Source organism: Psychrobacter sp. 2Y5, from assembly GCF_051847375.1.
GTDB lineage: Bacteria > Pseudomonadota > Gammaproteobacteria > Pseudomonadales > Moraxellaceae > Psychrobacter.
The window spans coordinates 366,548-389,836 of the sequence record NZ_JBPYDA010000001.1; the positions used below are offsets into that span (position 1 = coordinate 366,548).

Genomic DNA, 23,289 nt, shown 5'->3' on the forward strand with positions numbered 1-23,289 from the left:
TTGCGCAAAATTCTTTTTTAACGGTTTAGCTATACTTATACTGACTATATTAGTTAGCGTCTAGATATTTAGACAGGCTACTTTGACTGCTCTTTTAGCCAACGTGCTTGTTCAGTAGTTGGACTAAAAGCTTGCCATAAGTCCGGACGCCTGGTCTGAGTACGCTGTACTTGCTGATGAAAGCGCCACTTAGCAATATTGGCATGATGGCCTGAAAGCAGTACTTCCGGAACCGCCATACCCGCAAACTCATGCGGCTTAGTGTAGTGAGGACAATCGAGCAAGCCATCGACGAACGAGTCTTGCATCGCGGATTTATCATCACCCATAATGTCAGGTAGACGACGTATCACACTATCCATCAACACCATAGCTGGGAGCTCACCGCCGGTTAAGACGTAATCACCAAGCGATACTTCCGCATCGACGTATTGTGCTAATAAGCGCTCATCAATGCCTTCATAACGACCACATAATAAAATCATGCCGTCATAATCAGCCATTTCAAGCACGCTATCTTCACTGAGCGTCTGCCCTTGTGGTGACAAGTAGATCACCGGACAGTGTTTGCTATCAGTACGGCAACCTTGCAGACCAGCTCGCTCTTTCGCATCGTCAATCGCTTGCGACAATGGCTGAGCCATCATCACCATACCAGGACCACCACCATAAGGACGTTCATCAATACGGCGGTAATTGTCCGTGGTATAGTCGCGTGGATTGATGCAGTCAATCAGAACTTGCTGCTGAGTCACAGCGCGGCCAGTGATACCAAAATCACGAATCGCGGCAAACATCTCAGGAAAGATACTTATAACGGCAAAATACATCAGCAATCACTAATCACTGGTCAATAGTCACTAGGCCAAGCCGCTATAACGGTTTTAGCCGTTATATCGACTTCAAGCACTGTTTGCTTATGCCAAGGTATGAGACGCTCTTCATTATCTAAACTGTCTGAGGTAGCCGCTACCCGCATAATGTCATGGGCACCAGTTTCAAACATCTCAGTAATATCGCCTAAATACTCATCTTGCTCATTAAATACTCGTACCCCGATCAGATCGGACCAATAGTACTCATCTTCACCAGTCTCAGGCAAGACATCTTGCTCCACCCAAAGGGTTACCCCATTCATGGTTTCTGCAACATTGCGATCAGGAACTTGCTCAAACTGCGCAACAATGCCCGATCCTTGCTCTCGCCAAGCTTTGACAGTCAAAGGCTTCATTCCCATAGCTGTCTTCATATACCAAGGCTGCATAGCAAATATAGCGGTTCGATCATCGGTATCGCTAAAAACCCAAAGCCAACCTTTTATACCGTAAGGCTTTTTGAGCTGACCTATTTTCATAAGGTTATTAGCAGGTGCTGATGACATAACGACTCTAAATGTTATAAATACAGTGTAGGATAAAGAAGATAACGATATGCTATGGAACGCTAGATTTTTAAGTCAGTATTTTTAGTTTTTAAATTCAGACCTTAAAATAGCTCGTAAGCTATCTATAGATCATCACTTAAAACTTAAGCCGTCGCTTCGCTTTCAGCAGCAGTCTTATTGTAAGACTTCGCTAATGAAGCAACGCGATCTGAAGGCTGTGCGCCTTTTGCGACCCACGCATTGTATGCTTCCATGTTTAAGCGAACCGCTTCTTCTGACTCTTTAGCCAATGGGTTAAAAAAGCCAATGTTTTCGATGTAACGGCCATCACGCGCGCGGCGTTGATCAGCAACTACAACTTGATAAAATGGGCGTTTTTTGGCACCGCCCCGTGCTAAACGAATAACAACCATCTGATTTCTCTCTTTCGCAGGTATACCAAAAAGGGCACAATTATATCATAGTCTATTATTTTTGAAAACATAATCTGTGTTTATTTAGTTGTTTGATAACAATCACTTAGCTGAGCTGTTTTTGCTGAGCATTTAACGCAAGCCATAGCGCATTTTATGCGATTGCACTATACTCATCTCAGAACGTCTTTATCTTATTTCTAACTATTTTTTGTACCTCTTTTGGAGCAATCGTCTGCTATGAGTACCGCGAATATCCCGACACGTCGCTCTAGTAGTTGGTCGAACAGCTGGCTGACCACTTTTATGATTACCTTTATGGTCATTATCAGCGTCAGTTTATCTATTTGGTTTTTTTGGCGTAGTCTTTATTTACCTGAGCTAAAAACCCATGCCCGCTATTTGACCAGTGAGCTACAATTGATGAATAGTGCCAAACAAGATTGGCGAGATAACCCTGAGGTTCAACGCTGGATCTATGAGCACTCACATGTGGTGACGATAGACAATCCTAGCGACTTTCCGCAAGTTGAGAAAAAAGTCTTTGTCGGCTTTTTTACCAATGTATTACAACGTGAAATCAGTGCGCAGCTAGGCCGACCGGTAGAGGTTTATTTTAAGTTTAAGCCAACCCCGCAGTTATGGGTGCAAGATAGCCGGGATACGAGTTTTTGGATACGTGAGCCTGTTATCTACTACTCCCAGTACAGTCCGACCCTGTTAGGTTTTTTTCTACTCGGTATTCCTATTCTCACGCTGCTAACCATTATCCTGATAGCACGACAGTTGAACCGGCCGCTGCGGCACTTACAACGAGCCGCGACTAACTATATTCGTCGTGGTCATGCCACTACCCTTCCGACTCAAGCGGGACCTACTGAGATTCGACAAGTCAATTTGGCTTTTAACCGGCTTTTCACCACCCTTAATCAAGCACAAAAGGAGCGCACGATTATGCTTGCGGGTATCTCGCACGATTTGCGAACGCCGCTGACACGCATGCGCCTCACCGCTGAGATGTTACCGGATGATTTTTTTCGGGAAGGCTTGATTTATGATGTTGAAGATATGGATGCGATTTTGGAGCAGTTTATCTCCTTTATGAAAGATGGCTCTGACGAGCCGGTGCGCTTGACTGATTTAGATACGATATTTAATGAGGTTATAGTACAGTTTGCACCAATGGAATTCGTTTACGAAGACCAACTTGATAAGCAAGTACCGGTAAGACCCTTATCTATCAAGCGTATGGTTATCAATCTAGTCAATAACGCCAATCGTTACGGAAAGACGCCTATTTATTTGTCAGCGACGGTCGTACCAACTTTCAAAGAAACGCTAGCCACAAGTGAAAGCGATGTGGTTAGCGAGAGCGAGGTCATGGGTGAGGCGCAGGAGCAGCTTGTCATTTGTGTTCGTGACTGCGGTGATGGCGTGGCAGAAGATCAATTAGAGCGTATTATGCAGCCGTTTGAGCGTGGCGAAACTGCTCGTACCACTCAAGGTAGTGGTCTAGGTCTGGCTATTGTGAACCGTATTGCTAGATTGCATCACGGTACGGTAGAGGCGATTAATCACCCCGAAGGCGGCTTACAAGTCTGTATCAAAATACCGCTGATATCTAAAGTGGATCAAGCAGCAGCTACAGATAAAGAAACTGTCGATAAAGAGGTTAGCTACAAAGAGACCGAGGATACAACCGAAAATAGCTAAGTGCTATTATTTAAATGCTATCGGCGACACTCTTAAGGTGGTAAAGAGTTAAGATACGGTGAAAATAAAAGATTGCTGATTAACAGGTAACCCAAGAGTTAATTTGTAGTGCCAATAGGCGGCGGTATATGCTCTGAGCTGTTGATAAAGTCTATAGGCTGCACTAGCTCATCTTGCGCTTGTTGTAAGCTTTGCGTAGTACTGGGCTGTTGAAAAAACAAATAGCTGATCAGTACAGCCGCATTGAGTATTATCAAGCCACCAAACAAATAAGGCATCCTCGCTCTCCTCTATTGTCATCCTATTGATAAAGCGCAGCTATAATATTTAGCAAACATCCTGTCATAGGCTAATTGTTTAAGCTCAACTCTCAAAGCTGCGCTCGCTCTTTTCTTGCGTGATTTGGTCAGCGGCAATGGTCTGGGTTAAGGGTTTGATAGGCCAAGTCATGATAAAACGGGCACCGCCAAGCTCTGGACTCTCATCAACGCTCATATTGCCATTGAACCAAAAAGCAATTCGCGAAACAATAGACAACCCCAACCCATAACCACCTGAAGCGCGGGTACGGCTGTCATCTAAGCGTGCAAAAGGAATAAAGACTTTTTCGCGATCTTCCTCTGGAATACCCTGCCCATCGTCTTCGACACTGACATATGCATTGCCTTTTTTCACCCAAGCACTAATAATGATCGTACCTTCGGCATAACGCAGCGCATTACCCGCAAGGTTTTGAATCACTCGGTGCAAGTAGCGCCGATCGGCGACGGCGGTCACTTTACTATTCGGTGGATTACCAACGATTTTGATATCCTTGCCTAGAGCGTTAGTCTCACGGACGATTTGCTCAACTAACTCCTTTAAATTGACCGACTCTAAGTCGAGCTTAGGCGACCCTTCCTCTAATTTAGCATAGGTTAAGATCTCATCAATTAGACCATTCAAAGATTCGATATCTTCGTCGATATAATCCCGCTGCATAAAGCGCGAGTCTTCATCGTCGGTATCGGCTAGCATATCGACCGCAAAGCGAATACGGGCAACCGGTGTTCGTAGTTCGTGCGATACCGCGCGTGTCAGCTCGCGCTGCGACTCAATCAAGCGCTTGATATGGGAGGTCATCGCATTGAAGGTAGCGGATAAGCGCGCAATCTCATCTTGACCAATAACTTGTACCTGAATATCAAGATTGCCATCGCTAACTTCATTAACCCCAACTTGTATCAGCTGTAATTTGCGCTCAAGTGGGAAAATGAGCGCATAGACGCCTAAGCTGATTAGAAACATACTAATCAATACCATACTGATAATCAAATTCAGTGGAAACCAGTTAAATAAAGGTATCGGCCCCATAAGAACGGCCATATCATTGATCTCAGAGGGAATAACAATCTTGATAGAAGAGTTGCCTTGGCTACTATTGCTATCTTGCAACAAAATAACCACTTCATCACGGCGCAAGCGTGCCAATTGGTCATCATCTAGATTAAAAGTATCTATAGTGTCTAAAGACAACGGATAAGAGAATTTGTTTTCGAGCTCTGTCAAGCGTGCGCGCTTCTCAGGAAGCGTAGCGTAATAAGAGAGATCATCTAGCAAAAACACCGCCATAGCGCGTACTTGCTGTTCAGTGACCTGCGAGACTCTTACTGTCAACACTTTATCATTGGGTAAACGGTGATAAACATCGGCATAAGCCGGCTGACTCACATAGCGAACTACCGTCTCACCATTTTCGAAACGACGCCGTTCACTGGCGCTGAAATCTATATTCTCTAGCGCTACTATACGAAAGGTCGAACCAAATAAACTACTGGCATCAGATAGCCAATATTCGCGCTGGGTTTCCGTCTCTTGATGCGCAAGACCCTCGCTCACCAAATAAAAAGCGCCTGTCGCCATATTCTCGCGATAGGTTTGCATACGCTCTTGATTGATAGTATCCATCAATAACTGCGCAAAAAGAGCAACACACAAGCAGACTATCAATAGCCCAGCGTATATTCGAACAAAGATACTGTGTTTCAAGGATGAGACTAATGACATAATTGCCGTAACCAAAGCATGGGATGAGTTATGAGTAACACTTACTGCTGCTATTCTATAGCAACGCTCATAAATATGTTAGAGTTTGCTGCATTAAAACCTGAATTAAGAGCTTTGGCTAAAAAATAAAAAAACCAGCATAGCGCTGGCTTTTTATAGACTCTCAATAAAGGCTTAGTTGCCTTCTTTGACGAACAGATAGCCTTTACTGCGGACCGTCTTGATACGTTTTGGATTTTCTGGATCATCACCAATCTTCGGACGAATACGTGAGATACGCACATCGATAGAGCGGTCTTGACCATCATACTCAATACCGCGCAGACGCTCGAAAATATCCTCACGTGATAAGATGCGGCCAGCATTAGAAGCTAACAACCACAATAAATCATATTCAGCACTCGTAAAGTCGACCAACTCATCGCCTAAATTGACTGAACGACCACCATTATCGATGACGAGCTCGCCAAACTCAAGACGCTGCGGCACATCTTCTGATGGTGCATTTTCTGAGCGGCGTAGTAGTGCACGAATACGTGCAAGCAATACGCGCGGCTGAGCGGGCTTAGCAACATAATCATCCGCACCCATCTCAAGACCTAATACTTGATCCATATCTTCAGTACGAGCGGTCAACATCAAAATTGGGTTTTGATAATGCGGGCGTACTTCACGGCAGACGGTCAAACCATCGCTACCTGGTAGCATGACATCAAGTACTACCATATCAGGCTGTTCATTAACGATACGACGAATAGCACGGTTGCCGTCTGTCTCAATTGCGACTTCTAACCCATTTTTAACCAGATAATCTTGGGTTAACATAGCCAGACGCTCGTCATCCTCTACAATCAAAATTCGCGGGGTGTTGTCGTCTTCAGGTGTTGTCATCGTTATATCCTCTAATACATCTCAATTAAAAACAGAAAATTTGCAGCGGAAAATAAGTATCAAGGCAGCAATAGTCTTAAAAATGCTACTGCTTATCCTCAATATCTTTGTATATTTTGTTTGTAAGTGCAGCTCAGTCATAGCAAGCTAGTATACTACTAAACTTATAACTTACCCTACTATAGCTTATTGTCGTTAACAAAACCTATAAAGAAGCCCGCCTAAAATCTTAGTTTTCGTCCAAAATCAGATAAATACAGATCTTTTATAAAACAAAAAATAGATAGTGACGTCATTTATAGGTTTTGATTAAAAATTAATAGTTAAGCTAAGTATTATCTAATTATTTAGATAAGCCTAATATAAGTAGCCGAATGATAAAATACTAAGCCAGCTATATACTTTTATGTTAATAATATAACTAAATTCTTGTCTGACTACTAGGGTCTATAAACAAAAAAAACAGCCCCTATGGACTGTTTTTAGCAAAACCTTAAAGTAACTTAGATGCCTGTCTAGCGCATCAAGCTAATTAAGAGCGGTTTTGATACTTACGAATAGTCTGTAGCTGCGCAACTGACTCAGCCAATGAAGCTAATGCTGCATTGGTCTGCAGTGTGTCGGTTTGATTGACTAATAACTGCTCAGCCTGCCGACGAGCTTCGACGATTTTACTTTCATCAAGATTATGCGCACGCATAGCAGTATCGGCTAGTACCGTAACCATTTTTGGCTGTACTTCAAGTACGCCACCGGACACGTAGATGACTTCCTCTTGACCGTCTGGTGTTTGTACTCGCATTGAGCCAGGCTTTAGCAAGGTAATCAATGGCGTGTGACCTGGTAGAACACCAATCTCGCCTTCGCTACCAGTGGCAATTAGCATACTGATCTCGCCTGAATATAACTCTTCACGGGCGCTTACGACGCGGCATTGTAACGTTGCCATACCTAAATCCTTATTATGAAAAAGTCTCAAAAACAGCTAGCTCTCTATAAAGCCAACTAGCGAATGAAAGTGATAAGCCAACTTTATTCGCTAGGCTGACTCTCTAGCGATTTATGCCGCTGTAGATTTCATTTTTTCGGCCTTAGCGACAACTTCGTCGATACCGCCAGCCATATAGAAGGCTTGCTCTGGAAGGTCATCGTACTCACCAGCGATAATCGCTTTAAAGCTAGCAATGGTATCGCGTAGTGGTACATATTTACCAGGTGCACCAGTGAATACTTCAGCGACGTGGAATGGCTGAGATAAGAAGCGCTGAATCTTACGCGCGCGATAAACGACGAGTTTATCTTCTTCTGATAGCTCATCCATACCTAAGATGGCGATGATGTCTTTTAGCTCCTTATAGCGCTGCAATACTTCCTGCACACCACGAGCTACGTTATAGTGCTCTTCACCGATGACTTGTGGATCGAGCTGACGTGAGGTTGAATCTAGTGGATCAACCGCAGGGTAGATACCTTGTGAAGCGATATCACGGCTTAGTACGACAGTCGCATCCAAGTGCGCAAACGTCGTCGCTGGTGATGGATCCGTCAAGTCATCGGCTGGTACATATACCGCCTGAACTGAAGTGATAGAGCCTGACTGGGTTGAAGTAATACGCTCTTGTAGCATACCCATCTCTTCAGCGAGTGTTGGCTGATAACCAACTGCTGAAGGCATACGGCCAAGTAGAGCTGATACTTCGGTACCCGCTAGCGTATAACGATAAATGTTATCAACGAATAGTAGTACGTCACGACCTTTGCCAGTAGCAGGATCTTTAGTATCACGGAAGTACTCAGCCATAGTTAGACCAGACAACGCAACACGTAGACGGTTACCCGGTGGCTCATTCATCTGACCATATACCATGGCAACTTTAGACTTACTAAAGTCTTCAGTGTTCACAACGCCCGCTTCTTGCATTTCGTGATAAAAGTCGTTACCTTCACGAGTACGCTCACCAACACCAGCAAATACCGATAGACCTTCGTGTTTTAGAGCGATGTTGTTGATCAACTCCATCATGTTGACGGTTTTACCAACACCAGCACCACCAAACAGACCAACTTTACCACCTTTTGCGAACGGGCAAAGTAGATCGATAACTTTGATACCAGTCTCTAATAGCTCAGTGCTGTTAGACTGATCCGCGTAGCTTGGTGCTTCACGGTGGATAGACCATTTCTCATCAGCAGCTACAGGACCTTCTTCATCGATAGGACGACCTAGTACATCCATAATACGACCAAGCGTACCAACACCTACAGGTACTGCGATTGGGCCACCAGTATTCGTCACTGGCAAATTACGCTTAAGACCTTCAGTTGAGCCCATAGCAATCGTACGCACGATGCCATCGCCTAGTTGTTGCTGAACTTCTAGAGTGGTTTCGGTGCCATCAACTTGTAAGGCATCAAAAATTTGAGGAACTTCGTTACGGTTGAACTCGACGTCAAGAACCGCGCCAATAATCTGTACAATACGACCGCTACTCATTGCGTTCTCCTTGAACTTCTATATATGGTTGTAGTCAATTATGAAACAGCAGCAGCACCGCCAACGATTTCCGAGATTTCTCGGGTAATCGCCGCTTGACGCAGCTTGTTATAAACCAACTGTAAATCGTTAATTAGGTCACCAGCGTTATCAGTTGCTGCTTTCATAGCAACCATGCGTGACGACTGTTCAGAGGCAATATTTTCCATGACCGCTTGATAAACGATCGATTCAATATAGCGTCCAAGTAATTCATCAATCAAAGTCTTGACATCAGGCTCGTAGATATAATCCCAGCTAAGCTCAGTCTGCATACCGCTAGCATCATCATCAAATGACCCTTCAGGCAGAGGCACTAACTGATTGACTGTTGGCTTTTGCGTCATCGCATTAATAAATTTATTATAGACTACATAAATGCGATCAAGCTTGCCATTAGCATAATCATCAAGCATAGCTTGTACCGGTGAATTCACCTGCTCGAAAGTCGGTTTATCGCCATAATCTGTCACCGCAGAGGTGACTTTACCGCCGAAATTCTTAAAGAAGCTGACGCCTTTGGCACCGATAACGGCGAATTCGGCTTGTACAGACTGATCTTGATAGTCTTGAATACTTTTAGATAAAGCTTTGAACAAGTTAATGTTCAAACCACCCGCTAGGCCACGATCCGAGGTAATAACAATATAGCCCACTTTATTAACCGGACGCGCTACCATATAAGGGTGTTTGTAATCTGATGAGGCATGTACCAAATGCGAGATAACCCGGCGCATACTATCAGCATACGGGCGACCCACTTCCATGCGCTCTTGGGCACGGCGCATCTTACTCGCTGCAACCATTTGCATAGCGCGAGTAATCTTTTGGGTACTTTTAATACTGGTGACTTTGGCACGTATCTCTTTTAAGCTTGCCATAATGATTCCAATATAAGAGGGTTAAAAAGCAGTGGCGCATGCCGCATATGATAGAGATTTAACACTTAATAACAAGGGTTATATGCGAGCATAACGCGATCTAATACCGATAAGGGTTAAAGCAGTGGCGCAACTATCTACTCAGACAACGCGCCACTTGGTATACGATAAGCTAAAACCAAATCGGCTTAACCCATTAAATTAATAACTGTGATTTTGTTTAAAAGTCTCAACAGCTGACTTCAAACGAGAAGCAATATCATCATTGTAATTTGCAGTCTCATTGATTTCCGTCATAAGCTCGCTCTGTTCGTCATGCATATAACGTAAGTAAGCTTCTTCAAAAGAACCGATTTTCTCTACCGGTACATCAGATAAGAAGCCTTCGTTTGATGCATAAATAACCGCCGCTTGTTCAGCAACAGACATGGGCTGATACTGCTTTTGCTTCATAAGCTCTGTGACGCGCTCACCATGATCCAGCTGCTCGCGAGTCGCATCATCAAGGTCAGAGGCAAACTGAGCAAACGCTGCAAGTTCGCGGTACTGAGCTAGTGCGGTACGAATACCACCAGAGAGCTTTTTGATAATCTTAGTCTGAGCTGAACCACCAACACGCGATACTGAAATACCAGCGTTCACTGCAGGGCGGATACCTGAGTTGAATAGGCTTGACTCTAAGAAGATCTGACCATCAGTGATTGAAATCACGTTAGTCGGTACGAATGCTGAGACGTCACCGGCTTGGGTTTCAATAATAGGTAGAGCAGTCAAAGACCCAGTCTTGCCAACGACTTCACCATTAGTAAACTTTTCTACGTAGTCAGCGTTGACTCGTGATGCACGCTCAAGTAGGCGTGAATGTAGGTAGAAAACGTCACCAGGATAAGCTTCACGGCCTGGTGGACGACGTAATAGCAGTGAAATCTGACGATAAGCAACCGCCTGTTTTGATAAGTCATCAAAGACAATTAGCGCGTCTTCACCGCGATCACGGAAGTATTCACCCATGGTACAACCTGAGTACGGTGCGATATACTGTAGAGCAGCCGGCTCAGAAGCAGAAGCAACAACGACAGTGGTGTATTCTAAGGCACCGGTTTGCTCAAGCTTACGAACGACGTTAGCAATAGTAGAGCGTTTTTGACCAATAGCGACATAGACACACTTAATGCCAGAAGATTTCTGCGCGATGATCGCATCGATAGCCATAGCGGTTTTACCCGTCTGACGGTCACCAATGATAAGCTCACGCTGTCCACGACCGATTGGAATCATGGTATCAACGGCTTTATAGCCGGTCATAACTGGCTGATCTACTGATTGACGGTCGATAACGCCTGGGGCGATTTTTTCGACTTTATCCGTCATCTTGGCATTGATAGGACCTTTGCCATCAATAGGGTTGCCTAAAGCATCAACAACACGGCCTAATAATTCAGGACCTACTGGTACTTCAAGAATGCGACCCGTGCAATAAGCTTTTTGGCCCTCTTGCAATTGCAGATAATCACCGAGTACGACTGCGCCAACAGAATCACGCTCTAAGTTAAGCGCCATTCCGTAGATTTCGCCTTCAAACTCAATCATTTCGCCGTACATGGCATCTTCAAGACCATGAATTTGCACAATACCGTCAGATACTTTGACAATCGTGCCTTCATTCTTTGCAGTTGCACCTGCATCAAGGTCTTGAATACGCTGCTTAATCAGATTACTGATTTCCGCTGGATTCAGTTGTTGCATTGCCTTGTTTCCTTTAATTTATGATAACCCGCCCACTGACTTAAATGCTCTTACTATCACGCAGCCGCTACTCCTTACTAATATAGTAGCGCTGCGCTTGTGACTGGCATTAGGCAGTTAGCTGTGTTTTTAACTGTTGTAACTTGCCGCGCATCGAATCATCAATGATTTTGTCACCGACTTTTATGGTAGCGCCTGCCAATAGACTAGGATCAACCGTTTCGTGAATCACCACACTAGCATTGAGCGAGGCAGCTAGACGCGTTTGAATCATCTCACGTTGGGCTTCAGTCAATGGATAAGCGGTCGTTACATAAGCATCAAGTTGTTTTAAGCTAGTCGCTTTATGGCTACGATAGTGCTGATAAACTTCAGGAAGTAGGGCTAGACGCTCTTGCTGCGCCAATTGCTCTACGAAGTTGTTTAGCGCTGGTGACACTTTAGGATAGCTAATACTATTACCATAACGAGAACCTTTGCTCTCGCCTAGTAGTTGCTTAAAAGCAGAATCGTTATCACCAGCCACTTGTGAGTCATAAAGATCAACCAAAGCAGCTGACTTATGCTCAGCCGTGATGGCTGGGTTTTCTAGCCAAGTACGAAACGCTTTGTCATTGACAATGTTACTTGCAATAAACAAGAAATTTTCCCACTCGTTTATAGCCCCGTTTTCATTGGCATAGTCAAACGCGGCTCTTGCGTAGGGTCGTGCTAAGGTTGATAAATCAGCCATTATATCCTCACAGTTACAGCTTCGCCGCCAGTTGGTCTAACATGCTAGCATGTTTTTGCTCATCGACTCTATCTTGCAAAATCTTTTCAGCACCAAGGACAGAAAGCTCTGCCACTTGCGCACGCAGTGTCTCGCGCGCTTGATTGATCTCTTGATCAATTCCTGCTTGAGCTTGCTGGCGAATACGCTCACCTTCCGCTTGCGCTTGTGATTTTGCATCTTCGACCAGTTGATTAGCGCTCTTATTCGCTTGCTCAATTAAGGCTGCAGCTTTAGTCTTAGCCAGTTCAAGCTCTTGCTGGACATCTTGCTCTGCCGTAGCCAAGTCAGCTTTTGCTTTCTCAGCGGCATTTAGGCCATCAGCGATTTTACGCTGACGATCATTGATTGCGCCGATAAGTGGTGGCCACACGAATTTCATGCAAAAAACCACAAATATTGCAAAAGCAATGGCTTGACCGACGATGGTAAAATTGATGTTCACGTGATCACCTCTTTGTTAATGAAAAATCAGTGTCATTGATCCTGTCTAACCGTCAGAATCTGTATAACTTAGCAGACAACTTAAGACGGTCAAACAGTTACAACTGAGCTTTCTGATTAACCTGCTAGAGGGTTAGCGAACAACAATAGCATAGCGATACCGACACCGATCATTGGGATCGCATCAAGTAGACCTGCTACGATGAACATACGAGTTTGCAATTGTGAACCAAGCTCTGGCTGACGGGCTACGCCTTCCAAGAATTTGCCACCTAAGATCGCAAAACCAATACCTGTGCCAAGTGCGCCTAAACCGATTAGTAGCGCTACTGCGATAACTGTGTAACCACCTAATACTGGATCCATTGATGTATCCTCTTATGCCTATTGAATGTCTAATTAATGTTCAGTTGATGATGCTAATGACATGTAAACTATCGTCAGCATCATAAATACGAACGCTTGAAGGGTAATAATTAAGATGTGGAAGATAGCCCACGGTACTGACAACGCCCATTGAATCCAAAATGGCATCAGGGCAATCAGTATGAAAATCAACTCACCGGCATACATGTTGCCGAATAGTCGTAAGCCTAAAGAGATAGGTTTCGCTATCAGAGTCACAAACTCTAAAATAAAGTTAACTGGGATTAAAATAATTTGTAAGATTGGGTTTTTGGCGCTGAACGGATGTAGCGTTAACTCACCAATAAAGCCGCCGACACCCTTTTCTTTGATACTATAGAAAATAATCAACGCAAAGACCGCGAATGACATACCAAGCGTAATGTTAGGATCAGTCGTTGGAACGATTTTGAAGAAGACATGATGCGGATCATGACCCATCATCGCGCCGATTTGGCCAGCAAGCGCTGGAATAAAGTCAACCGGCAATAGATCCATCAAGTTCATCAGGAATATCCAGACGAAGATGGTTAATGCTAAAGGCGCAATCAGTTTTGAGGTACCACTATAAGAATCGCGAACGTTATTATCAACGAACTCAACGATCATCTCAACGGCAGCCTGCGTTTTGCTAGGTACTCCTGAAGTCACCTTTTTGGCAACCATCCAAAAGATAGCACAGAACACTATGCCCAAGCCTATTGACCACAACATAGAATCAAGGTGGATAGCATTAAAGCCCATGGCACTCGCCTCTTCAGCGGTGTAGGCAACTTTCCAACCTTCGCCCGGCAAATAGCCGTACGTCCAGTTTGTTAAGTGGTGAGAGATATATTCTGTTGTTGTTTGTTCGCCTGCCATAGTGTCAGCTTCTCATTAATCAACGATTTAATCAATTACCAAAAATACGGTCGTTATAAACTAAGAAAATAGTCATTTAAATGTGCAGCAATACTCTTGCCATCTTACAATATTTAAATTTACCTCAAGCTTATAACAGCCAACCTAATCTAACTTGTAATACTAAGGTAATTTGCAGTACCAGGATAAGCAGTACCAAGAAGATTAGCACTGTTACAAATACCTGTTTTTAATAGCATTTCACTGAGTTGCAGAAATTTTAGCTAGCAAAAAAGGGCTTATGAGTAGTTCTTACCAGCCCTTGGTACTGACACATAATCCTATTATGTGGCCTCTTGCTTGTCTCTCATAGTGAGAATGGTGCTCACTGAGACACACTCAAGCAAAATATTTAGCTGTATATCTTAATGCAGCGTAGTAATCATGTAAAGTCAATTATTTATATTTTATCAAAGGTATAAGTAGCGTTTCTACTGATAGCCGATAGGGATGGACATTTGCGCCCAAAAATAATTTATAAAACATCAGTGCTTTACTCTTTAAATGGCGTTTATAACTGATATTTTTGACTTAATTTGCAACATATTCTAGTTATTTCAACGTTTCATGCTACTTTTTGACTGATGAAAAGTAAAAACAATGTATCTATTCGTTAGCGGTAAGCTCATTTTGTCGCTTTAAAGCAGCGACTGTTCACTCAGCTAGTATTCAATTAAGGGATATCATTAGTCATGGAGAAATTGGACGGCAGGATGGCTTTTCTACGATATAGCTTTTTACTTTATAATTTATAAATAATTTACTTTATAGTTTATAAACAAATAGTAAGGTAAAAGCATCACACTATAGACAAAACTGCTTTATATTTAGGGACCTCCATAACATAGAAAGGTCGCCATATAAATAAGCCTTTAGCGTATACGCCATAACATCCAACTGTGACTAATCTGCATGACCATAAAACCGATAAATAGCGCTGGGGCCGATAGGGGTTTTATGGTGATAAAGATTAGTGCGAAACCAAATAGAGTCAATAGCCATTTGGCCATTTGGCCTCGATAGAGCTGATTGACAATATGCAAGCGAGCACGGTAGCCCGTGTGCCAAAAAACAAATCCAGCAAAAACGGCTTGGGTTACAAAGCTAAGCAAAGCACCAATGGCGGTGCTTTTTGCTACTAAAAGCTCACTATGCAGCCAGATTTTATCTATCAGCCAAGTGATAATGATCAGGATAAATAGTATCCAAGCTTGGCGTTTGATATAGATACTGATTTGCTGGTTTTGCGTACGTTTAGCGGGCTTGGTCATTATCAATCCTAATGCGCAGATCGTATCCAAATTACCAAAAGTCAAACCATGAAATTAGCATTCATCAGTTCGCTATCGCGTAATTGTCATCTGACCAAAACAAAACGTCGCTTATTGTAAGTACTCTGCTACTCTTTAGCAAGCTAATTATAATAACTGCCGCGTCATAACCGCCATATAATAACTAAACAAGCAAATATTCAATAGATCAAGCAAAAAGAGGCGTTCTCGTTAAGTAAACGCTAACGCCCAAAAACAGGCTATTGATGCTATCAAGACGTACACTTCATTATCTGCTGCGCCATCTCGCTCCAGCCTGTCACAAAGTCGTTGCTCCCGCTCATATCCTCTAACTGAATAGTCGTTTTAACCGGCTGCAGCTTCGTGATAAGTCCTTTAGCTGGCTTGCTCTGCGTCACCAAGCACATGCGTTTGTTTGGACGCTGCTCATTCAGCCAACGTAGCTGACTCGCTTTTGGCGCTAAATGATGATCGCTACTGAGACTACCAACCAGCTGCAAATTGAGACTGGGTTCTAAGTACTGATAAGCATCATGGTAAGCCCAGTAAGGTCGTCTCTGTTTTCCGTTTTGTAGCTGAGCCGTGACTGCCCTATCCATTCGCTGCGCAAATTTCTGTGCATTGGCTTGATAGAGCGTTTTATTTTTTGGGTCGGCATGACTGTGGATAACAGCTAAGGCCCGCGTGATGGCTTTGGCGTTTTGAGGATCTAACCAAATATGGGTGTCTAACGTATTGGCTATTGGCTTGCCCTTGACATCGCGCATGGGATAACGCTTGAAAGCATCAAAAGCAAATAAAGAGATAGCATTAGGCGCAGTATCCAGGCTTGCAGCTAAATTGTTCTCTAGTGGCGCGCCAAACCAAACCACAAAGGTACTGTCTTGAATCGCTTTGATATCTTTTGGGCTGATGCTACCGTGATGCCCTACTTCACCTGGGTTTAGGAGTTGCTTGGCGGACGCTGCGCCTGCTGTTACCGCTTCACTTAGCAAAAATAAAGGATAATTACTGACGCTTACGGTGTTGGCCGCTTGCGCGCTTGTACTAAACAAGCCTGCTACTAGAAAACTTGCAACTAGGCTCTTAAGCCAAGACTTCAAAGATAGTATTTTTTTTTGCATCGGTTTCATAATGTCACTTTAGCCAATTGGTTTTGATAGTTGTCATTAAATAATCTATTTTCTAACTATCATTATGTTATACTATAACAATAAAAAGTGCACTATTATTTTAGGAGCGGTTATGGTCCATTCTTCATTAGCTAGTCATCATCTCCATGACGTCCAGCAGTTCAGTGCTAATGAGGTGCATGCGCGTCTGACTGCCGCTATAGAGCAATGTCGCCTTCGCGGTGTGCGATTTACGCCGCTGCGTCAACAGATCTATGAGCTGGTATTGCAAGCTGAGCGACCGGTTGGCGCTTATGATTTGATTACCCAGTTGCAGCAAGCTCGCCTGCTAGACAAAGACCACGAGCATCGAACCAAAAATGTCGCACCGCCAACGGTTTATCGTAGCTTAGAGTTTTTATTGGCTGAGGGCTTGATTCATCAGCTCACCTCCATTAATGCTTATGTGCCTTGTTGTCACCCTCGGGCTCAGCACGCCGCGGCATTCTTGATTTGTGAGCAGTGCCAGCGGGTACAAGAATGTAGCAGCTTACCGGTGCAAGAGATGATGAGCTTTGCCGAGCAAGATGTGGGGTTTATGGTCAATCATAGCGTTATCGAATTAAGCGGTCGCTGCCAAGCTTGTCAGTAGTTTTTTATTCAGCTCATAATTCTGCTAAGGCCTTCTATTATGATTTTATGCCCTTTGCCTTTAAAGCCGTTCTCTAACCAACAGGTCAGCTATGATCTCAAATAATTTATCATCTAGACCTTCACTCTTACCGCTTCACTCAAATGATAGCGCTAAGCTGCTGAGCCTTAACAATGTCAGCTACGATATCGATAGGCAGCGACTGCTATCACATATCAGTATCGATATCGCTGTCAATGAAACGGTGAGCCTTATCGGTCCCAATGGCGCGGGCAAATCGACTTTAGTTAAGCTTATCTTAGGCCTTATTACGCCTAGCGCGGGTACTATAAAAGCTCATCAGCCTCTACAGCTCGGCTATGTGCCTCAGCGTTTCTCAATACCGCCTATCTTACCTCTGCGAGTCAAAGACTTGTTAGCGCAAGCGGATAAACGCCGACTACAGCCGGAGCAGCGGCAGTTTATTTTTGATAAGTTGTCTCTGAATCATTTGTTATCACGGCAAATGGGTCATTTATCTGGTGGCGAGACGCAGCGGGTGCTGTTAGCGCGAGCCTTACTAGATAAGCCAAATCTATTAATCTTAGATGAGCCGATGCAGGGGCTTGATCCTGATACTGAAGTTTGGCTCTATCAGTTCATCGATGAGCTGCCGGAGTTCTTACGCTGTGCGATGCTCGTGGTATCGCATGATCTGCATTGGGTGATGAAAGGTAGCCGGCGCGTCATTTGTCTCAACAAGCACATTTGCTGTGAAGGGCAACCGAGCGAGCTTGCTATCACCAGCGAGTTTCAAAAGCTCTTTGGTCATCATTATGAGCAGCCTTATGTGCATCAGCATCACGCTTGTGAGCATCATGCCCCTAGCGATTTGGCACCATAAGTCCTCAGTCGCTATGAATACCACTTTATATTGAAGCTTCTATAAATACCTTTTAGTGCCTATTTAACGGATATCAGTTATGACTGCTTGGTTAGCCATTATTGCCCCGGCTTGGATTGCCGGCAGTATTCTCGCGCTGCTCTCAGCCCCTTTAGGCTGTCTCGTGTTATGGCGGCGTATGGCTTTTTTTGCCGATGCTTTAGCGCATGGTACGCTCTTGGGTGTAGGACTCGCGGTTCTTTGGCAGTTACCGATGGGGTTTGGCGTCGGTATTGTCAGCGTGCTGGTAGTGCTCGGCTTAGTGGTGATTGACGATGAACGTTTGCCAATGGATGCGGTATTAGCCGTAGTTGCAGTTACTTTATTATGTTTGGGTTTGCTGACACTTACTCAATTAACGGACCAACAAGCCAACGTCTTAGGGTTTTTATTTGGTAATTTATTAGAGCTAGATTGGGCGGATTTGCCGATATTAGCAGCGAGTGTCCTGATAGGATTGGCCTTACTTATCTATATTTGGCCCGCGCAAATCAAACTAGCTACCCATGAAGCCTTAGCTCGTATTCAAGGCGTAAACCCGACCCGGCAGCGCTTGTTTTTTATGGGAATACTAGCAGGATTTTGTGCGATCGCTTTACAAGCGGTCGGTAGCTTATTAATTAGTGGGCTTTTGGTACTGCCCGCGCTAAGCGCCAGATTATGGACAACATCACCGAAGCAGATGGTCGTCTTTGCGCTCATTATCGCCCAGTGTGGGGTGACTTTGGGAGTATGGGGCAGTGTCTGGATGGATATACAAACCGGTCTTTCAATTGTATTAGTGCTCGCTATTTTATTTTTTATCGCGTTATTTTTCTCAAAACTGCTTACTAGATTGACCCTAACTAATCGCAAATAAAAAGTAAACTACGAGCGGATATTATTGATCATCGCGCTTACCTTTATCGACTTTCTTTTACTAAGTAGTTGGTTGCTGCATAAAACTGTGCTATAAACAGGCAGATATCTAATCGCTAAACGGTTAATAGACGACCAGGAAGTGTTAAGGTTATCAGAGCGTTTAGGATTATTATCTACTATGACCTAAGAGATCTTACTCATGCTGAGCTACCCCACTTATCGAGTAAACAAGCCGGATGGACCGTTAAACATTCTGCAAATTACCGATATGCATTTATTGCCACTAGCTAGTACAGATAATGCTGAAGACCATGACGATGAAAAACCCAACTGTCGGCACTGCTTTGAAGCCAATCTCGCGCAAGCGCTTGCTGAAGATATTCGTTGTGATTTGATAATAGTAACCGGAGACTTACTCAGTAAAGTTGAGACATCAACTTATGACTATATTTTTGATGTACTTCATAACACGCAGATACCTTTTGCTTGTATTGCCGGTAATCATGATGTCACCGACGAGTCTAGTCATGACCTGCCCTTTGAGCAACGCGAGCTGACGGCTTGTACTATGGATTCGCGGCTGCTGAGTCAACATGTGATTGAGACGGACTATTGGCAGGTGTTATTGCTAGACTCTTCAATCCCTGGCAAGATTGCAGGTGCGGTGACTGAGGCGGATATGGACTGGCTGTGCGCGCAGCTTGAGACTTGTAATAAGCCAGCTTTACTAGCAATACACCATCACGTACTACCGATGTATTCTGAGTGGATAGATGCGCACATGATAGAAAACGCCGATTATTTTTGGCAGCGTATAGCCTCTTATCCGCACTTAAAGGTCATTATTAGTGGTCATACGCATCAAGAGCAAGTCCGTCATCGAAATGGGGTAACAGTTTACTCGACCCCATCGACTTGCTACCAGTTTATGCCTTATGAGGATGACTTTAGTTATGATAAACAAGCACATGCCGGCTATCGCTGGTTGCAATTAGCCAACAATGGTAATCTTGCAAGCTGGGTCAAAAGACTAGATACTTGGTAGCCGGTTTTTAGTGGCATAATGAATAATAGCAAACAGTGGACGTTGGTTAGTATAATAATGATAAAGGAAGTAATCGTTATTAGCTTAATATGAGCGATTGATAACGTATCGCATCACATTGGTGCTAGGTTTATCTATCATATGATTGGCGTACCCCGTGGTGAAACGTTCTAGAAAGGACAAGTCGTAGGGCGATAGATGATTTTTGAAGCCTTGTCTTTTGCAACATCGTTTTGTTGAATTAATTTGGAAAAATAGGATACCCTTATGAGCACTTCAACGACGTCTCCAGCTGAGGTAAAATTTACCCCTTATGTTCCTGCCAAAGACGAAGAGTATATGTCTGATGCGCAGCTTGAACATTTTAAAGCGATCTTACTCGACTGGAAAAGCCAGCTTATCGGTGAGGCTGACCGTACTAAGACTTATATTCAAGATGAGTCAAGCGCTATGCCAGATATCAACGACAGAGCGACTCAAGAAGAAGAGTTCGCCTTAGCACTGCGCACTCGTGACCGTGAGCGCAAGCTGATTCGCAAGATTGATAAGTCGATGGCTGAGATTGAAAATGACGACTATGGATTTTGTGAAACTTGCGGGGTTGAGATTGGCCTGCGCCGTCTAGAGGCGCGTCCGACTGCTACGCAGTGTATCGACTGCAAAACCTTATCAGAAATGAAAGAGCGTCAAAACCAAGGTCAATAGCGAGTCCTTAGCGATATCTATAAATTCTCAAAGCGAGCGCTCTTGATAGAGTCGCTCGCTTTTTTATGCGCAGAATTAAATACGCTCGAACCAGCAAATGCGCCTTTAGCCCTACTAAAAACTAATATATTTTCAAAGCCAGCTTGTTTATGCTAGTGCCATTATTTTATCTCGGCAGCCGAATACTGTGAATTATCCTACAAATAATAACGATCCTTTTTTAGCAGGGCCTTCAGCTTTAATAGAGCCTTCAGCTTCCCTGCTTACTCAAAGGCCTATAGGCCGCTTTGCCCCTTCTCCTACGGGTGAGTTACATCTAGGCTCTTTGACGACAGCGCTGGCGAGCTACTGTCATATCAAATCTTTGGGTGGAGAATGGTTACTACGTATAGAAGATACGGATGCTGAGCGCTGTGATCGGCAGTTTACCGAACAGATATTGATAGATCTAGAGACGCTTGGTCTACAGTGGGATGGTGATGTTATCCACCAATCTGAGCGCATCGATATCTATAACGATTACCTACGGGAAGCGCTAGCACCTTTGACTTATGGCTGCCAATGCTCACGTAAAAGCTTAGCTAGATATTGGGATAATATAGAAAACTTGAGTGACTTGATACCTAACAAGCAACGTTATCCGCGCTGCTGTATTGCCAAGGATTTAGATAAACAACAGCATAAGCTACGCTTGCAGCTACCAAATTATGCCATTGGCTTTATGGATGGTATTCAAGGGATACAATGGGATAATCCACAACAGACTTTGGGCGATATGGTAGTACGTCGGCAAGACGGCATGATCAATTATATTTTAGCCGCGAGTATCGATGATGGTTTACAAGGTATTACCCACATTATGCGTGGGCTAGATATCTTGCCAATGACTACCGCGCAAATCAGCCTATTACAAATGTTAGACCTGTCTGCAGTCAGCCACTGGTATCATTTGCCACTGATCTGTCATGCCAATGGGCAAAAACTCTCTAAACAAAATCTAGCTCAGCCTATCGATACTCGTGATCCAAGCGCACTCATTGCGGAAGCTTTAAAATTATTACAACAACTGCCCGTTGATTTGGATACGCCAGAGCGGATGCTAAGACAAGCTATTAGCCAGTGGGATAACGCACCGCTACAAAATAAACAGCAATTAGCTATTTTTTAATAGCTAATTGCTAATAGCGTTCTACGCACCATACAAAAGCTATTATTTATGCTTGCTGCTCATTACAGGTCAACTGATTCACCTTATTAATAATGACGACATTGGCTCTTTTCGATCTCAGGGCTTTCTTTATATATCTTCAGCAATAACGCTACCATCACTAAGCTAATCAGCATCGAGGAGCCGCCATAGCTAAAGAACGGCATAGTTAGACCTTTCGTCGGCATCGCACCCATATTCATTGCCGCATTGATAATCGTCTGCGCAATAAAGATAATACCAATACCAAAAGCGGTATAACTCATGCGCATCTGCCGACGTTTCAGCGCGTTATAGCTAATACGCATGGCGCTACCGATAATTAAAGCTTCGAGCAGCAGTACCAAAGTTACGCCAACAAACCCCAGCTCTTCGCCAGTGATGGCTAACAAAAAATCCGTATGCGCTTCTGGCAGGTGTGAGAGCTTCTGTACGCTCTCGCCATAACCGACTCCGGTAAACTGACCGCGGCCAAAGGCAATCAAACTACGCGCCAACTGATAATCGGTATCCTGAATATCATCAAAAGGATCTAAGAACGATAAAGCTCGCGTCAGTCGATATTGAACCAAGGTTACTGCTAATACCCCAAGTACGCCAACTACCGCCCCTAGCGCGATAAACTGCTTATAAGGCGCGCCGGCAATATAAAATATCGCAAATACCGTCCCAACGATGACCACCAATGAGCCAAAATCTGGCTGCAATAATAGTAAAAAAGTCATCATACCGATGACTAGTGAGATTCGCAAAAAGCCATCCCAACCATTACGCACCTCAAAAGAGCGGCGCACCACAAAGTCGGCAACAAAAATAATAACGACTAGCTTAGCAAGTTCAGCGACCTGGAAGTTGAACACCCCTAAACTCAACCAACGCTTTGAGCCATTGATCGGCGTGCCAAATAAAGTGGCGACTAACAACAGCGCTGTCACTATCAATAAAAAGAACTGCGTACCCGTCTGATACAGCATCTTAAGCGGTACAAACTTATAAGGTAAAAATGCCAAAAATAGACCAATGCACATATAGAGCAGTTGGTTTTTGAAAAAATAGAGCTCTGTCATCCCGCGACTGAGTGCAAAAGGTATAGAGGCAGAAGCGACCATTAGCAAACTCAGTACCAGCATGCAACCCACGCTAGCTAACAAAATAGCGCGAGCTGAAGGTAGGGACAACACGCCGTCACTACTGGTTTTGGCATAAGAGCTGGAGTTTGAGCGAGAAAAAAAAGAGAGCGCCATAATATTCAAATATACTAACAAACAAAAAATACGGCGTTCAGCGAACACCACCATCAAAACCTAAAAAATAACTCATGCCAAATTTTATTATAAACTATAGAATAAATAATCAGTAATATCT

Annotated in this window: 24 protein-coding genes; 7 read left to right on the forward strand and 17 right to left on the reverse strand. The window is 43.9% G+C overall.

Annotated elements, in window-relative coordinates; genetic code table 11:
- Positions 1-77: 77 nt before the first annotated feature.
- The 3 genes from trmD to rpsP all read right to left on the reverse strand — a co-directional run bounded on the left by trmD (position 78) and on the right by rpsP (position 1,797).
- Positions 78-830, reverse strand: coding sequence for a tRNA (guanosine(37)-N1)-methyltransferase TrmD (gene trmD / locus ACS8E3_RS01560; protein ID WP_439240492.1), 753 nt, complete (start codon positions 828-830; stop codon positions 78-80).
- A 20-nt stretch (positions 831-850) separates the two neighbouring features.
- On the reverse strand, positions 851-1,381 hold the full coding sequence (gene rimM, locus ACS8E3_RS01565) for a ribosome maturation factor RimM (RefSeq protein WP_439240494.1): 531 nt from the start codon (positions 1,379-1,381) through the stop codon (positions 851-853).
- Between the two features lie 146 nt (positions 1,382-1,527).
- Complete coding sequence (gene rpsP / locus ACS8E3_RS01570) at positions 1,528-1,797, reverse strand: 30S ribosomal protein S16 (protein WP_439240496.1); 270 nt, start codon at positions 1,795-1,797, stop codon at positions 1,528-1,530.
- Positions 1,798-2,037: 240 nt separating this feature from the next.
- On the opposite strand from rpsP, the gene ACS8E3_RS01575 reads away from it, so the two are divergent.
- A complete protein-coding gene (locus ACS8E3_RS01575; protein ID WP_439240498.1) occupies positions 2,038-3,510 on the forward strand; it encodes an ATP-binding protein in 1,473 nt (490 codons plus the stop codon).
- 98 nt (positions 3,511-3,608) lie between these two features.
- On the opposite strand, the gene ACS8E3_RS01580 is transcribed toward ACS8E3_RS01575, so the two are convergent.
- The 13 genes from ACS8E3_RS01580 to ACS8E3_RS01640 form a co-directional block, all read right to left on the reverse strand.
- The gene (locus ACS8E3_RS01580; RefSeq protein WP_439240500.1) at positions 3,609-3,788 is read right to left on the reverse strand and encodes a hypothetical protein; all 180 of its coding nucleotides are present in this window, start codon (positions 3,786-3,788) and stop codon (positions 3,609-3,611) included.
- Positions 3,789-3,873: 85 nt separating this feature from the next.
- Complete coding sequence (locus tag ACS8E3_RS01585; protein ID WP_439240502.1) at positions 3,874-5,556, reverse strand: ATP-binding protein; 1,683 nt, start codon at positions 5,554-5,556, stop codon at positions 3,874-3,876.
- A gap of 174 nt (positions 5,557-5,730) precedes the next feature.
- Positions 5,731-6,447: a response regulator gene (locus ACS8E3_RS01590; protein ID WP_439240504.1), complete on the reverse strand. Its 717-nt coding sequence runs from the start codon at positions 6,445-6,447 to the stop codon at positions 5,731-5,733.
- Between the two features lie 532 nt (positions 6,448-6,979).
- Positions 6,980-7,396 carry a F0F1 ATP synthase subunit epsilon gene (locus ACS8E3_RS01595; protein ID WP_439240506.1) on the reverse strand — a complete coding sequence of 139 codons (417 nt, stop codon included), beginning with the start codon at positions 7,394-7,396 and terminating at the stop codon, positions 6,980-6,982.
- Positions 7,397-7,507: 111 nt separating this feature from the next.
- Entirely contained in the window at positions 7,508-8,941 is a 1,434-nt protein-coding gene (gene atpD / locus ACS8E3_RS01600) for a F0F1 ATP synthase subunit beta (RefSeq protein ID WP_439240508.1), read from the reverse strand.
- A gap of 38 nt (positions 8,942-8,979) precedes the next feature.
- Entirely contained in the window at positions 8,980-9,861 is an 882-nt protein-coding gene (gene atpG, locus ACS8E3_RS01605) for a F0F1 ATP synthase subunit gamma (RefSeq protein WP_439240510.1), read from the reverse strand.
- A 201-nt stretch (positions 9,862-10,062) separates the two neighbouring features.
- Positions 10,063-11,607 carry a F0F1 ATP synthase subunit alpha gene (gene atpA, locus ACS8E3_RS01610; RefSeq protein ID WP_439240513.1) on the reverse strand — a complete coding sequence of 515 codons (1,545 nt, stop codon included), beginning with the start codon at positions 11,605-11,607 and terminating at the stop codon, positions 10,063-10,065.
- A 109-nt stretch (positions 11,608-11,716) separates the two neighbouring features.
- Positions 11,717-12,340, reverse strand: a complete 624-nt coding sequence (locus tag ACS8E3_RS01615) for a F0F1 ATP synthase subunit delta (protein ID WP_439240515.1) — start codon at positions 12,338-12,340, stop codon at positions 11,717-11,719.
- Positions 12,341-12,353: 13 nt separating this feature from the next.
- Positions 12,354-12,824: a F0F1 ATP synthase subunit B gene (locus ACS8E3_RS01620; RefSeq protein WP_439240518.1), complete on the reverse strand. Its 471-nt coding sequence runs from the start codon at positions 12,822-12,824 to the stop codon at positions 12,354-12,356.
- A 116-nt stretch (positions 12,825-12,940) separates the two neighbouring features.
- Complete coding sequence (gene atpE, locus ACS8E3_RS01625) at positions 12,941-13,189, reverse strand: F0F1 ATP synthase subunit C (RefSeq protein ID WP_010197960.1); 249 nt, start codon at positions 13,187-13,189, stop codon at positions 12,941-12,943.
- Positions 13,190-13,222: 33 nt separating this feature from the next.
- Positions 13,223-14,089, reverse strand: a complete 867-nt coding sequence (gene atpB, locus ACS8E3_RS01630; protein ID WP_439240520.1) for a F0F1 ATP synthase subunit A — start codon at positions 14,087-14,089, stop codon at positions 13,223-13,225.
- 911 nt (positions 14,090-15,000) lie between these two features.
- A complete protein-coding gene (locus ACS8E3_RS01635; RefSeq protein WP_439240522.1) occupies positions 15,001-15,399 on the reverse strand; it encodes an ATP synthase subunit I in 399 nt (132 codons plus the stop codon).
- Positions 15,400-15,671: 272 nt separating this feature from the next.
- The gene (locus tag ACS8E3_RS01640) at positions 15,672-16,553 is read right to left on the reverse strand and encodes a metal ABC transporter solute-binding protein, Zn/Mn family (protein ID WP_439240524.1); all 882 of its coding nucleotides are present in this window, start codon (positions 16,551-16,553) and stop codon (positions 15,672-15,674) included.
- A 112-nt stretch (positions 16,554-16,665) separates the two neighbouring features.
- Between ACS8E3_RS01640 and ACS8E3_RS01645 the strand changes: the two genes are divergently transcribed.
- From ACS8E3_RS01645 to gluQRS, 6 genes are all read left to right on the forward strand, one after another.
- The gene (locus ACS8E3_RS01645; protein ID WP_439240526.1) at positions 16,666-17,184 is read left to right on the forward strand and encodes a transcriptional repressor; all 519 of its coding nucleotides are present in this window, start codon (positions 16,666-16,668) and stop codon (positions 17,182-17,184) included.
- Positions 17,185-17,275: 91 nt separating this feature from the next.
- Entirely contained in the window at positions 17,276-18,067 is a 792-nt protein-coding gene (locus ACS8E3_RS01650) for a metal ABC transporter ATP-binding protein (RefSeq protein ID WP_439240528.1), read from the forward strand.
- A gap of 79 nt (positions 18,068-18,146) precedes the next feature.
- Positions 18,147-18,965 (forward strand): metal ABC transporter permease, encoded by an 819-nt coding sequence (locus tag ACS8E3_RS01655; protein ID WP_439240530.1) that lies wholly within the window; start codon positions 18,147-18,149, stop codon positions 18,963-18,965.
- 201 nt (positions 18,966-19,166) lie between these two features.
- On the forward strand, positions 19,167-20,012 hold the full coding sequence (locus tag ACS8E3_RS01660) for a metallophosphoesterase (RefSeq protein WP_439240532.1): 846 nt from the start codon (positions 19,167-19,169) through the stop codon (positions 20,010-20,012).
- Positions 20,013-20,279: 267 nt separating this feature from the next.
- Positions 20,280-20,717, forward strand: a complete 438-nt coding sequence (dksA, locus tag ACS8E3_RS01665; RefSeq protein ID WP_439240534.1) for an RNA polymerase-binding protein DksA — start codon at positions 20,280-20,282, stop codon at positions 20,715-20,717.
- A gap of 241 nt (positions 20,718-20,958) precedes the next feature.
- Positions 20,959-21,885: a tRNA glutamyl-Q(34) synthetase GluQRS gene (gluQRS, locus tag ACS8E3_RS01670; protein WP_439240680.1), complete on the forward strand. Its 927-nt coding sequence runs from the start codon at positions 20,959-20,961 to the stop codon at positions 21,883-21,885.
- Positions 21,886-21,971: 86 nt separating this feature from the next.
- On the opposite strand, the gene ftsW is transcribed toward gluQRS, so the two are convergent.
- Positions 21,972-23,168 (reverse strand): putative lipid II flippase FtsW, encoded by a 1,197-nt coding sequence (ftsW, locus tag ACS8E3_RS01675; protein ID WP_439240536.1) that lies wholly within the window; start codon positions 23,166-23,168, stop codon positions 21,972-21,974.
- Positions 23,169-23,289: the final 121 nt, after the last annotated feature.